Origin of the sequence: Bradyrhizobium sp. 956_D2_N1_4 (assembly GCF_052076025.1) — a bacterium.
Lineage (GTDB): Bacteria > Pseudomonadota > Alphaproteobacteria > Rhizobiales > Xanthobacteraceae > Bradyrhizobium > Bradyrhizobium barranii.
In genome coordinates, this window is sequence record NZ_CP197237.1 from 4327637 (window position 1) to 4340944 (window position 13308).

At 65.0% G+C, this 13308-nt stretch carries 10 protein-coding genes, 1 tRNA gene and 2 riboswitches; of the genes, 6 read left to right on the top strand and 5 right to left on the bottom strand.

The genetic code is table 11. The annotated features are described in order from the left end of the window. The gene (locus AB7535_RS20565; protein WP_085401622.1) at positions 1 to 1203 is read left to right on the top strand and encodes an FAD-dependent monooxygenase; all 1203 of its coding nucleotides are present in this window, start codon (positions 1 to 3) and stop codon (positions 1201 to 1203) included. A 21-nt stretch (positions 1204 to 1224) separates the two neighbouring features. Here the strand turns inward: AB7535_RS20565 and AB7535_RS20570 are convergent, their stop codons facing one another. Further along, positions 1225 to 1647 (bottom strand): twin-arginine translocation pathway signal, encoded by a 423-nt coding sequence (locus tag AB7535_RS20570; RefSeq protein WP_231142238.1) that lies wholly within the window; start codon positions 1645 to 1647, stop codon positions 1225 to 1227. Positions 1648 to 1822: 175 nt separating this feature from the next. Here AB7535_RS20570 and AB7535_RS20575 point away from each other — a divergent pair. Continuing rightward, positions 1823 to 1911 (top strand) — tRNA-Leu (locus AB7535_RS20575). A 121-nt stretch (positions 1912 to 2032) separates the two neighbouring features. Here AB7535_RS20575 and AB7535_RS20580 read toward each other — a convergent pair. Continuing rightward, the gene (locus AB7535_RS20580; RefSeq protein ID WP_085401620.1) at positions 2033 to 3364 is read right to left on the bottom strand and encodes a hypothetical protein; all 1332 of its coding nucleotides are present in this window, start codon (positions 3362 to 3364) and stop codon (positions 2033 to 2035) included. Positions 3365 to 3567: 203 nt separating this feature from the next. Further along, complete coding sequence (locus AB7535_RS20585; RefSeq protein WP_085401619.1) at positions 3568 to 4347, bottom strand: crotonase/enoyl-CoA hydratase family protein; 780 nt, start codon at positions 4345 to 4347, stop codon at positions 3568 to 3570. A 98-nt stretch (positions 4348 to 4445) separates the two neighbouring features. Here AB7535_RS20585 and AB7535_RS20590 point away from each other — a divergent pair, with 98 nt between their 5' ends. Next, entirely contained in the window at positions 4446 to 5030 is a 585-nt protein-coding gene (locus AB7535_RS20590) for a TetR/AcrR family transcriptional regulator (RefSeq protein WP_085401618.1), read from the top strand. 197 nt (positions 5031 to 5227) lie between these two features. Then, positions 5228 to 6430: a multidrug effflux MFS transporter gene (locus AB7535_RS20595; protein WP_371497853.1), complete on the top strand. Its 1203-nt coding sequence runs from the start codon at positions 5228 to 5230 to the stop codon at positions 6428 to 6430. Between the two features lie 203 nt (positions 6431 to 6633). Here the strand turns inward: AB7535_RS20595 and AB7535_RS20600 are convergent, their stop codons facing one another. Together AB7535_RS20600 and AB7535_RS20605 are read right to left on the bottom strand one after the other, a co-directional pair. Then, entirely contained in the window at positions 6634 to 8229 is a 1596-nt protein-coding gene (locus AB7535_RS20600; protein ID WP_231142239.1) for a glycosyltransferase family 39 protein, read from the bottom strand. Positions 8230 to 8442: 213 nt separating this feature from the next. Beyond that, positions 8443 to 10053 (bottom strand): ABC transporter substrate-binding protein, encoded by a 1611-nt coding sequence (locus AB7535_RS20605; RefSeq protein WP_085401616.1) that lies wholly within the window; start codon positions 10051 to 10053, stop codon positions 8443 to 8445. Positions 10054 to 10320: 267 nt separating this feature from the next. Between AB7535_RS20605 and AB7535_RS20610 the strand changes: the two genes are divergently transcribed. Both AB7535_RS20610 and AB7535_RS20615 read left to right on the top strand, forming a co-directional pair. Then, positions 10321 to 11451: a M20/M25/M40 family metallo-hydrolase gene (locus AB7535_RS20610; protein WP_085401615.1), complete on the top strand. Its 1131-nt coding sequence runs from the start codon at positions 10321 to 10323 to the stop codon at positions 11449 to 11451. A 94-nt stretch (positions 11452 to 11545) separates the two neighbouring features. After that, positions 11546 to 11649: riboswitch (glycine riboswitch) on the top strand. Positions 11650 to 11652: 3 nt separating this feature from the next. Next, a riboswitch (glycine riboswitch) is annotated at positions 11653 to 11767 on the top strand. A gap of 67 nt (positions 11768 to 11834) precedes the next feature. Then, positions 11835 to 13136: a D-amino acid dehydrogenase gene (locus AB7535_RS20615; protein ID WP_085401614.1), complete on the top strand. Its 1302-nt coding sequence runs from the start codon at positions 11835 to 11837 to the stop codon at positions 13134 to 13136. Positions 13137 to 13308: the final 172 nt, after the last annotated feature.

Consider the following 13308-nt stretch of genomic DNA (forward strand, 5'->3'; position numbering starts at 1 on the left):
GTGGCGCTCTCCCGAACGATTGTCATCGCCGGTGCCGGCATAGGTGGACTGACGGCCGCGCTTGCGCTCGCAGCCCGTGGCTTCCGCATCGTCGTGCTGGAAAAGGCCGAGCGGCTCGAGGAAGTCGGCGCCGGCCTGCAACTCTCCCCCAACGCCAGCCGCGTGCTGGTCGAGCTCGGCCTCACCGAGCGGCTCAAGCGAAGCGCCGTCACGCCTGAGGCGCTCTGCGTCATGAGCGCGCGGGCCGGCGGCGAACTGCTGCGCATGCCGCTCGGCGAAGCCGCTTCCGCGCGGGCCGGCGCACCCTATTGGGTGGTGCATCGCGCCGACCTGCAATCCGCGCTGGCCGGTGCGGTCTCCGACCATCCCGATATCGATCTGAAGTTAGGTGCGACCTTCGAGGATGTGGCGCCCCACGCCAAGGGGCTGACGGTCGTCCATCGCAGCGGCACGATACGCCGCAGCGATCTGGCCAGCGCACTGATCGGCGCCGACGGTATCTGGTCGACGGTACGCCAGCATCTGTTTCCCGAGGTGCAGCCGCGCTTCTCCGGCCTGATCGCCTGGCGCGGCACGCTCGACGCCACGCAACTGCCGAAGGATTTTACCGCGCGGCGGGTGCAGCTCTGGATGGGTCCGAACGCCCATCTCGTCGCTTATCCGATCGCCGGCGGGCGCCAGATCAACGTGGTCGCGGTGCTGCCGGGGACCTGGAACAGGCCCGGCTGGAGCACGCCGGGCGACCCGTTCGAGGTGATGGACGCCTTCGCGGCACCGCGCTGGCCGTCGGCGGCCAGGATGATGCTCACTGCCGTCGACAATTGGCGCAAATGGGCGCTGTTCGGCGTGCCCGACGGCTGCCCGTGGAGCGATGGACCGGTCGGCCTGCTCGGTGACGCCGTGCATGCGATGCTGCCATTCGCGGCCCAGGGCGCCGGCATGGCGATCGAGGATGCCGCCGTGCTCGCGCGGCATCTGAGCCTCGAGGCTGCCGAGAGCGCGGCCGGCATCACGGCGGCGCTGAAGCAATATGGCCGCGCGCGGCAGGCGCGGGTGCGGCGGGTGCAGCGGACGGCGCGGCAGCAGGGCCGCATCTATCATCTCGGTGGGCCGCTCGCGATCGCGCGCGATGTTGCGATCCGCGCGCTCGGCCCGGAGCGCATGCTGGCGCGGCAGGACTGGATCTACGGCTGGCGCCCCTGAGGCGGGCGCAATCGTATCAACTCAGCGAACGGCGCTACCGGATTTCGGGGCGGGCTTGATGTCCGGCCGCTGCGGAGCAGAGGCCGCCGGCGTCGCACCGGGCGGCGTTTCCCGGCACTTGTTGCGGCGCCATGCCTCCTCGGCAAGTTGCGACTGCCCGCGCACCGCGACATAGTCGTTGCGATAGGCGAGCTCGGACACGACGGCGCCTCCGGCCCCGGTCTCGGCCTTGTCCATCAGCTTCTGCAAATCGGCGGTGCGGGCGGCAAGCGCCTTGCGCTCACCCTCGAGCTGCTTGCAGTCGTACAATTCGTATTTGCCGGGGTCGGCAAAGGCCGGAGCGACCGTCTCGCTCATGCTGGCGCAGCCGGATAGTGCGCCGCCCGCAAGCAGCACAACGAGCGCGCCGCAGAAGCGCAGCGGAGAGGGAAGCGAAGCAGCCATGCCGGATGAATAGTCCCCGTGGATTGAGAATGCCTAAAGCAACAACAAATGTCCGGATTGAGGCTTTGCCTTGCGCAGCCGGCTCGCTTAAGGAAGAACCGCCCATCCGGCCCGCGAAACGCGCCAATTCCAGACGGCCGGAGGTGGACTTAACTAGTTGATCTCGTTGGATCAAGCGGGCATGGCGGAATTGGTAGACGCAAGGGACTTAAAATCCCTCGGCGCGCAAGCGCTGTGCCGGTTCGACCCCGGCTGCCCGCACCATCGGAGCTGACGGGGCGAGCCTCCGCCCAAAGGCGGACGGCAGACGGATGCAGTCACGAACCGGCTGGAGCCTGCGCGGGGGCAAGGCGCCGTCCTTGCCCGGCGGACACGGCGGCATGCGTTATGACTGCGCGCCTTCCGTCTCCAGCCGCTTCGGCTCGGCGCGAAAATCGAGCAGCAGGATCCAGAAACTTGTTAGCGCAATGATGAGGAGGATGAAGCTGCCCTCGAATGCCGTCCCCAGAATCGAGATCAGTGCCGGAAACGCGAGACCGACGGCGAGGAACGCGGCGAGTGCCAGGGCCGGAAGATCGACGACGAGGATCGCGGCATAAAGCGCGAGCTCGAAGAAGGCATATTCCTTGAGGCGCGGCGAGCTGAGATAGAGCGCAAACATCGCGAATACCGTGATGCGCATGGCAACGCGGGGATGATCCATCAGCCAGCGATCCAGTCGCGTCAGAAGCGATCCGCCTTCCTGCGCTGGTTCGCTCGTGACCACGCGCAGGATGGACAATGCAAACGGCACCAGCACGAGCGCTAGTGCTGCGAATGCATAGGTCGCGAACGTCGCCGCCTTGCTGTCACCGAGGCCGGCATGATCCATGAGGTCGCGTGCCGCCAGCAGCAGCGACGGATTGATCTCGAAGAGATCGACGAGATGCTGGTCGGGGATCTTTCCGCCCATCGCCAGTTGCCAGCTCGCGAACAGCTCGGGGTACATCAGCCGCGATATCAGGATCGGCAATGCGAAGCTGAACGCCGCAACCGCGATCAGCGTGAGCTTGCGGCTGCGCGGCAGCGGCAGGAAATAGAGCGCGGCCAGCACGGGAAAGAACACCAGCTTGAACGACGTCACGAGGCCGAGCAGCGCGGCGCCGGCGAACCGCAACGGAAAGCTGCGGTCCTCAGACGCGCCGGACGCAGACGGAGAAAGCAGAAACCTCAGCGCAATCGCAGTCAGCATGCCGCTCAGGATCGCGAAGTTGCCGGACGCCTGCACCCATTCGAAACCGACGAACGCGCCGAGCGTGCAGAGCACCCTCAGCGCAACATCGCGCGCGCCCGAGCGCGTTCGGCCAAGACCGGGCAAGAGGAGCCCGCAAAGCACGGCGAGGACAGGAAAGATGCCCTTGTAGTGATCGACCAGAAGTCCACCCGCGCACATGGGGCGGAAGACATCCAGCGTCACCGGGAGATAGGGATAAGAGAGCTTGGTGCCCTTCAGGTTCTTGACGAAATAGGGATCGAGCCCGCTGGCATACGCCTCGACCGCCGCGCAATTGACGCGGGTGTCCCAGCCATATTTCATATCGAGCACGGCGTCGTTGGCGAGATTGCCGAGCACCAGCATTGCGGTCAGTGCGATCAGGCAGGCAAGCCAGAAGTTCCGCCGCGAAGCCATGTCGGCCGAGGGGTCCAACCATCGTGCTGCACCGGTGACGTCGGACACAATCGGATACCTTGCTTGGCCAGGTTTCTCCCGGCGCCAACGCGGCGCCAGGCCGTGCCACCATGGACAGGATGGGTTGCGGATTCATCTCCCCTGTGCGTTGCGCTCGCGCTTATGGTGAATCCCTGGTTGCCAGCCGTCCGTCTGGACGGCAGGGGAACAGGTTCCCTGTCGCCGTGACCGCCAGATCCGCCGCGCTACCCCTACCGCGACAAGCGGGCGGCAAGCCAGGCATCGAGTGCTTCGCGCGCGTCCCGGGTCGCCGCCATGCGTGCGAACTGCTCGCTCTCGATGGCGAGGCCTTCCGAGATCGAGACGTTGAGGCCCCGCGTGGCGGCGGTGATGACCCGGGCGACCGCCAGGCGCGAATGCCGCGTGATGCGGTCTGCCAGCGCGAAGGCTGCGTCCAGCAGCTGCCCGTGCGGCACGACCTGGTTGACCAAACCGATCTCATGAGCCCGCTGTGGTGAAAAGGAATCTCCTGTCAGGAGATATTCGAGCGCCCGCTTCCGGCCTGCGAGCCGTGGCAGGCGCTGCGTGCCGCCGAAGGTCGGCGTGATGCCGATCGCGATCTCGGGCTTGGCGAAGCTCGCCCGCTCGCTCGCGACGGCGAGATGCACGGCTTCCGTGATCTCGCAGCCGCCGCCGAAGGCGATGCCGTTCACGGCGGCGATGATCGGCTTCGGAAACGCCTCCATGCGCGCCGTCATCGCCTGCCCGCGCCGCACGAAGGCCTTTACCGCCGCGTCCGGCCCGCATTTCACGCTCTCCGAGAACTCGGCGATGTCGGCGCCGGCCGAGAAGGCGCGGTCGCCCGCCCCGGTCAGGATCACGGCGCGGATTTCGGCATCGTCCTCGATGCGATCGAGGATCGCCATCAAGCGGTCGACGAGGGCGTAGCTCAGCGCATTGAGCTTGTTCGGGCGATTGAACGTCAGCAGCGCGACAGCGCCTCGCGTTTCGGAGAGTACGAGATCGGACAAGTGCAGGCTCCTTCCGGGTCGAATTCCAGGTCGAACAGGCGCGGAAGTCAGCCACAGCGATCTTGTCGTGTATACTCACTAGGCAGTATACATTCGCGATGTCAGGCAAAGGCGACACCACTCGCGAGCAGATCGTCATCGCGGCGACGCGCCTGTTCTATGGCGAAGGCATCAGGGCGGTGAGCATGGACGCGGTCGCCGAGAAGGCCGGCGTCACCAAGAAGACGCTCTATTATCACTTCGCCAGCAAGGACGAGCTCGTCGCCGAGACCATCGCGGCCAGGGACCAGCCGACGCTGGAGCTCTATATGCGCTGGTTCGCCGAGACCGAGGGCACGGTGGCCGATAAGGTCCGCGGTCTCTTCACAAGGCTCGGACGCTCCGTGGATACGCCGCGATGGCGCGGCTGCGGATTCCTGCGCACCATCGCCGAGCTCGCAAACACGCCGGCACATCCCGCGGTCAAGGCCGGCGCGGCGCACAAGAAGCGTTTTGAAGCGTGGCTCGAAACCGAATTGCGCGGGCATGGCGTTGCCGGTGCAGCGGCGGTCGCACGCCAGCTCGTGATCCTGCTCGACGGCGCCACGACCGTGATGCTGATCCATCGCGATCTCGACTATGTCGACACCGCGGGACGATTGGCGCTCGGCCTAGTCGAGACGGCTAGGTCGGGCCGCGCTTAAGCCGTCCTTAACCTCGACGGGTCCGCCGGCGTGACGGGCGACCTCACCAACTCGTGTCCGACACCGCCCCGCCTGTCAGCCATCCCGAAACATGGGTTGTGCGACGCAGCATAACCGATCAAAAAGCCTCTGATTTTCAGAGGTGAGCTTTGTCCGACGTCAATGCCGACGATTGGGTGTCCTCGGGACACCGGCCCATGGGTTTTCCAGAATTCGTCATCGTGATCGCGTCCATCATGGCGCTGAATCCGCTTGCGATGGACATGATGCTGCCGGCGCTGCCCAACATCGGGGCAGCCTTCGCCATTCCCAACGCCAACCATCTTCAGCTGGTGCTCTCCACCTTCCTGATCGGCTTCGGTGCCGGCCAGTTCGTCATGGGCCCGTTGTCGGACCGCTTCGGGCGCCGCCCGGTGCTGCTCGGCGGCATGGCGGTCTATGCGGTGGCAAGCGTGCTGGCGGTCGCCGCGCCCTCGTTCGAGACGCTGCTGCTGGCGCGCGCGCTGCAAGGGCTCGGCACGTCGGCGACGCGCGTGATCGCGACCTCGATCGTGCGCGACTGTTATGTCGGCCGCCGGATGGCGAGCGTGATGTCGCTCGCCATGATGGTGTTCATCGCGGTGCCGGTGATTGCGCCCTCGTTCGGGCAGGCGGTGCTGCTGGTCACGCAATGGCGCGGCATCTTCGTCGTACTGATGCTCTACGGACTGCTCGCGCTCGCATGGAGCGTGCTGCGGCTGCCCGAAACCCTTCCCGAGTCCGAGCGCAGGTCGCTGGCGCCCGCAGACGTGCTCTCGGCGTTCCGGCAGACCGTGACCAACCGCCAGACCATCGGCTATGCGACGGCCGCCGGCAGCGTGATAGGCGCGCTCTTTGCCTATGTCTTCTCGGCGCAGCAGGTCTTCACCGGCGTCTATCATCTCGGCCATTATTTCCCGATTGCCTTCGCCGCGATCGCGGCCGGCACCGCGATCGCCGGCTTCCTCAATGCGAAGCTGGTCGGACGGCTCGGCATGCGCGTGATCTCGCACGGCGCGCTGACGCTCTACACCGCGGTTGCGGGCGTGATGCTGCTGACGGAAACTCTCGGCATGCTGCCGCTCTCGTTGTTCATGGTGCTGTCCGCCCTGATGATGTTCTCATTCGGCATGATGGTCGCGAACTTCACCGCACTCGCCATGGAGCCGCAGGGCCACATCGCGGGCACCGCCTCCTCGCTCTACGGCTCGATCACGACGCTGATCGGCATCGTCGTCGGCATGGCGATCGGCCAGAGTTTCGACGGCACGCTGCTGCCGTTCTCGGTCGGCTTCTTCCTGTCGACGCTGGCGGCGCTTGCGATCGTGCTGGTGGTGGAAAAGGGACGGCTGTTCAAGCCGCATCATCGTCCCATCGCATGAGGAACTTCCCGGCCGCGTCGATGTTGTACTGCAGCAATTCGAAAGGCCGCCTCATGGAACCGGAACATCGCGAAGACAACACCACCCCGGATCGGGCGGAAACGGAGCGCCCGACGCCGGGCGCCGACCGAACTGCGTTCACTCCCCCCTTCGCGAGCGAAGGCCTCGAGCGAATCCGCGACAGCCACTGCTGAGCGCAAAGCCTAGTCCGTCGGGCGCCTGCTGGCGCTGAAGTCCTGCGCGGCGCTCTCGGGCGTCGCGCTGCTCGTTCGCGGCGGCACGATCAGCACGACCACGTCCCGCGTCAGGCCGGGCTTGCCCCATAGCGTCGCCTGCACGGTGAACTGGCGCCTGACGAAATGCTCGGCGCGCGCGGACACGGACTCCATCCACCTGCCGCAATAGTCCTGGCCGCTGAAACAGAGCGCGGCCCAGCCGCGATCCAGTGTCGTCTTTCGCGGCATGCCCCACATGTACTGAAACTCGAACGGCCGCGCGTAATACGGATGGTCCGGACTGTAGAACGCGGTCGCAAAGGCCAGTGAATCGTCGCCACTGACGGCGCTGAGCGGCTCCCCGGTCAGCTCGTGCCATTCCCGGGTGAGCTCGTTGGCTACCTGCGCGTAGAAATTCCGGCCCTCTTCGTAGCCGTGATTGTTGCGATAGACGGCGTGAATCGGGGCGGCGACGAAGACAGCGGCGAGCCCAACGATTGCGGTGATGACCGTGACATTGACGGTGTAGAATCTTTCGATCGGGTAGCGCGTGCCGCAAACGATCAGCACGACGAACAGGAACAGCCCTTGCAGCGCCCATAGCGACGGCAGATCGGTGCCCATCGCCAGCGACGTCAGGACCGGCAGCACGATCGTGCCGATCGCAACGTAAAAAAGAAGCCGCAGGCCGGAACTCATCGCGGCGAAGTCGGCCGCAAATTGTTTCAGCCGTGTGCCGGCGATGATCACCCAGAAGACGGCCGATACGCTGATGGCCGCCACGAGTCCGAGCAGGAAGTTCTGCACCTCGCCGAGCGAGCTCACGAAGTTGCCGTTGGCGTGCGCCATCGCGTAGGTGAAGGCCGACGCGCTGGTCATCGCGAGCCAGTAGATGTGCGGCGACAACACCGCGAGTCCGACCACGACCGATATCCACGGCGAAGCGGACGTGAAATAGGCGCGGCGCGCGGGATGAGCCAGCGCGGCAAATGCAAAGCTCGCCACGAGGAAGACCGAATAATATTTGCCGACCATCGCCAGCGCCGTGGTGCATCCTACCGCGACCGCCCAGGCCGCGCTGCGGGTCTCGAACGCGCGCAGAAAACACCAGGTCGCGAGCGGCCAGAGCGCAAGCAGCACCGCATTGGCGTTGAAGCGCTGGGCGTGGAACTGATAGGCTGGCGTCAGCATCAGGAGCAGCAGCACCAGGATGCGTTTGTGCCCGGTCACGAACTGCCGTGCGATCCGGTCGACGAAAAACAGGGCGAGCCCGGCATTGGCCATCGCCATCAATTGCAGCGACCAGTTGCTGAGCGGGAAAACGGAGGTCCACACCGCCGTAACCCAGCCCATCAGCGGCGGATGCTTGTGGTAGCCCCACGCGAAACGGCGCCCGAGCGTCCAGGCCTCGAGGGTATCAGGGTGCAGGCCGCTGCCGGCATAGGCGACGACCAGATAGATCGTCCAGAGCGCGACAAAGCAAACAATGAGAAGCGGAACGGCCCAACCCGCCTCGACGCCGTCGAGCCAGCGCAGGAAAGGCCGCCGCCATCGCGCCGGCGCGCGATCGGACCGCTCGGCCATCGCCCGAAATGAAAAATCAATCGACACGGGACTCAAATGCAGGAAGGAAGTGATGTGCGAACCGCGCACATCTATTTCAAGTCAGAAACAAATAGCAATGATTGGACACTGGAAGAGTTAAAAGCTGACGCGAGGCTGACAAACGAAAACGGCGCCGCTGATGACAGCGACGCCGCGTAACGCTCGGGGAAGGCGCGCTGGCGCGCCCTCGCCTTACTCGGTCTTGTCGATGTTCCAGAACACCGGCGTCGCCGGGCCGTCGAGCACGCCGGTGAGCGACTTCCGCCACGCGCTCGGCGCCAGATACTGGCCGAGCGGCACGTAGATCACCTGGTCATAGGCTTCCTTCTGGATCTCGGTCGCGATCTTCTTCTGATCGTCGAGCGAGGCGGCGCGGACGAAGTCGTCCTTGAGCTTCTCGATCTTGGCGTTCTCCGCCCAGCCGAACCAGCCCTTCTTGCCCTGGCCGCCGATCGACAGATTGGCGATCGGGTTGGACACGTCGGCGCTGACCCAGTTGGTGAAGAACATGTTCCAGCCGCCCTCCTTCGGAGGCTTCTGGCTGGCGCGCCGGCTGACCACCGTCTGCCAGTCGGTCGCCTGCGCGTCGACCTTGAAGCCGGCCTCGCGGAGCAACTGCACCGCGACCGTCGGCTGCGCCTTCAGCGTCACGACGTCGCCGGGCACCATGACCACGACGGGCGTGCCGTCATAGCCGGACTCGGCGAGCGCCTTCTTGGCTTCCGCCATGCCGTTGCCCTTGACCAGCGATTCCGAGCCGACGTCGGTCGCGAACGGCGTATCGCAGATGAAGAACGCACCGCAGATCTTGTAGTATTTGGGATTGCCGACGAGCGCGTCGAGCACGTCCTTCTGGTTCATCGCCAGAAGTGCGGCACGGCGGATCTTCGGATTGTCGAAGGGCGGATAGAGGAAGTTCATGCGCCCAAGGGTCTGGTAGCCGAACTTGTTCAGCGTCTCGGTCTTGAGGTCGGCATTGCCTTCAAGGACGGGCAGCAGATCCCACGGCGGCACTTCCATGAAGTCGATGTCGCCCGATTGCAGCGCGTTCACTGCGGTCTGCGCATCCGGCATGGTGATCCATTCGACGCGATCGACCTTGACCAGCTTGCCTCCGGCAGTCCAGCTCGACGCCTCCTTGCGCGGCACGTAGTCGGTGTTCTTGACGTAGACCGCCTTCACGCCGGGCTGGAATTCGCCCTGCACGAACTTGAACGGGCCGGAGCCGATCTGCTCGGGGATCTGCTTGTCCGGCGGCGTTTCGGCGAGACGCTTCGGCATCATGAAGGCGACGCGCGAGGACGGCTTGCCGATGGATTCGAGCACGAGGCCGTAGGGCTCCTTCAGCTTCAGCGTGATCGTCTTGGGGTCGGTCGCCTCGATGCTCGCAGTAAACTGCATCATCTGCTGGCCCATGCCGTCGACCGCGGCCCAGCGCTTCAGCGAAGCGGCGCAGTCTTCCGCCGTCACCGGCGTACCGTCGTGCCACTTCAGGCCGTCGCGCAGCGTGAAGGTGTAGGTGAGCTTGTCGTCGGAGATCTTCCAGTCCGCCATCTGCGGCTGGATCTTGAAATTCGAGTCCGTCGCGATCAGCGTGTCGTAGACCATGTAGCCATGGTCACGCGTGATGTAGGCGGTGGTGAAAATCGGATCGATGATGCGCAGATCCGAATGCATCACCGCGGTGATGGTCTTGCTGGCGGCGGCAAGTACCGGCGAGGCCATCGCCGTCGAAAGCGCAACGACCGATAGCGCAAGTGTGGAGGCGAACGCGCGACGCCCCCGGCGCATCAAGCTCAACATAAAAGTTTCTCCTGACGTGAAACTGTTCAAAGGCAGGTTATTGGTTGAGCATTCGGTTCGTTCTTTAGGCGAACTAACCTCATGCGATGCCTTTGTCTTTCGAGACTTGCAGACAGTGTTGAGCGCGTCAATCCGGTTTCGCTGCAGCCCCAAGCGGCGCGCCCACGGGCTCCACAAAGACCGGTTTGGCTCTACAACGCTTTCCGCCAGTCCCGTCCGCGCCAATGCAATGCGCGTTCCATCTTTCGAAGCTTGAGAGACATTAAGATGAATCCAGCCAATCTTCCCTTCGATTCCGAGGCGATGCTCGAGGGCCTGCGCACCTGGGTGGAATGCGAGAGCCCGACCTGGGACGCGAGTGCCGTCAACCGCATGCTCGATATCGCAGCGCGGGATATGGCGATCATGGGTGCGACGATCGAACGCATCGGCGGTCGACAGGGCTTCGGCGGCGTGATCCGCGCGCGCTTCCCGCATCCGAAACAGGGCGAGCCGGGCATCCTGATCGCCGGCCACATGGATACCGTCCACCCGGTCGGCACCATCGAGAAGCTGAAATGGCGGCGCGAGGGCAACAAGTGCTACGGCCCCGGCATCTACGACATGAAGGGCGGCAACTATCTCTCGCTGGAAGCGATCCGGCAGCTGGCACGCGCTTCCTTCACCACGCCGCTGCCGATCACCGTGCTGTTTACGCCCGACGAGGAAGTCGGCACGCCCTCGACGCGGGACATCATCGAGGCGGAGGCCGCGCGCAACAAATATGTGCTGGTGCCCGAACCGGGCCGCGCCGACAACGGTGTCACCACCGGACGTTACGCCATCGCGCGTTTCAATCTGGAAGCGACGGGCCGGCCGAGCCATGCCGGCGCGACATTGTCGGCCGGACGCTCGGCGATCCGCGAGATGGCGCGGCAGATCCTCGCCATCGACGCGATGACGACGGAGGACTGCACCTTCTCTGTCGGCGTCGTGCACGGCGGACAATGGGTCAATTGCGTTGCCACGACCGCCACCGGCGAGGCGCTGTCCATGGCCAAGCGCCAGGCCGATCTCGACCGCGGCGTCGAGCGGATGCTGGCGCTGTCGGGCACGACCAATGATGTCACGTTCAAGGTGACGCGCGGCGTCACGCGCCCCGTATGGGAGCCCGATGCCGGCACCATGGCGCTGTATGAAAAGGCGCGCGGCATCGCCAAGTCGCTCGGCACTGAGCTGCCGCATGCGAGCTCTGGCGGCGGCTCCGACGGCAACTTTACCGGCGCGATGGGCATCCCGACGCTCGACGGCCTCGGCGTGCGCGGCGGCAACGGCCACACGCTCGAGGAGTTCATCGAGGTCGAGAGCCTAGTTGAACGCGGGCGCCTGATGGCGGGCTTGCTGGCGACGCTCGACTGACGACGCAGCCTTCGCACTGCACAATGCGTTGGCAGTCGCGGTTTAAATTTAGCCTTGTCTAAAAATGAGGCGCATCGTACTGCTCGATTGTCCACGCGACGATGCGGGAGAGATCGCAACGAGAGTTCAGGCTTTCGTTGCGGCGCCGACGGAGCAACCGCCCCGGAAACTCTCAGGCAAAAGGACCGTATCGTCAGGACGATCTGGAGAGAGGCGGCACGGCCAATGTGGTCGTGACGTCCACCGAAGGGGATAGTCCGGAGCTGACCTCGCCGAGGTCCGCGCCGGATCAAGCTCTCAGGTAACCGTGACAGATGGGGCGCCGCCAACGGCCTTTGGCCGGCGGTTAGCCGACTCTAACTCACGGGAGCCCCGAACCTGCCATGACCCATATCGCCATCATCGGCGCCGGCATCACCGGCGTAACGACTGCCTATGCCCTGCTCGAACGCGGATACAAGGTGACGGTGCTCGACAAGCACCGCTACGCCGCGATGGAGACGTCCTTCGCCAATGGCGGACAGCTCTCCGCCAGCAATGCCGAGGTGTGGAACAGCACCGCCACGATCCTGAAAGGCCTGCGCTGGATGTTCCGGCGCGACGCGCCGCTGCTGATGAACCCGCGGCCGAACTGGCACAAATATTCGTGGATGAGCGAGTTCGTCGCCAATATCGGCAACTACCGCGCCAACACGATCCAGACCACGCGGCTCGCGATCGAAGCCCGCAAGCATCTGTTCGAGATCGCGGAGCGCGAAGGCATCGACTTCGATCTCGAACGCTGCGGCATCCTGCACATCTATCACGACAAGAAGGGTTTTGAATCCGGCCTGCAGGTCAATGCGCTGCTGAAGGAAGGCGGGCTCGATCGCCGCCCGGTAACGCCAGAGGAGATCCGCGCCATCGAGCCGACGCTGCGCAAGGACTATTTTGGCGGCTTCTACACGCCGTCGGATGCGACCGGCGATATCCACAAGTTCACGCGCGGACTTGCGGAAGCCTGCAAGCGGCGCGGCGCGACCTTTATCCACGAAGCCAACATCGATTCCATTGCCCAGGCAGGTGGCGGCTTTGTCATCGGCTGGGCTGATCTTTCGGCCAGTGATGCTGTCGCATCCGTGCGCGGCATGCTGAAGGCTGACGGCGTCGTGGTCTGCGCCGGTGTGGCCAGCCGCCACTTCGCCGCCCTCCTCGACGAGCGCGTCAACGTCTATCCGGTGAAGGGCTATTCGATCACCGTTCAGCTCGACACTGCCGCAAGCCGCAATGCGACGCCGACCGTGAGCCTGCTCGACGAAGCCGCAAAAATCGTCACCAGCCGGCTGGGCGCCGATCGTTTCCGCGTCGCAGGCACCGCCGAGTTCAACGACTTCAACCGCGACATCCGCGCCGACCGCGTGCAGCCGCTGGTCGACTGGGTGCGCAGCAACTTCCCCGGCGTCGAAACGTCCAAGGTCGTGCCCTGGGCCGGGCTGCGGCCGATGATGCCGAACATGATGCCAGTGGTGCGCGCAGGACGGATGCCAGGCCTTTTCTTCAACACCGGCCACGGCCATCTCGGCTGGACCTTGTCGGCCGCGACCGCGCAGATGATTGCCGGGACCATCGACGGCTGGCGCGGGCTCAACGCACCGCCGACCGCCCCCTCACTCAGGGTTGAGCGCGAGTTCCGTCATGCATCCTGAGTGGTCGATATCGGAGGCTCGGCGGCCCCTTGCGACCGCCCTGCCCTTGGCACACAATTTGCCCCGAAACGTCGGCTTCCACGGCCGGCTTTCCAGCCCGAGTGACAGGCGTGCATGATAGACAGAACCGATTCCACGGGGGCCTCCCGGCCCCACAAGTTCCGCAGCCGGA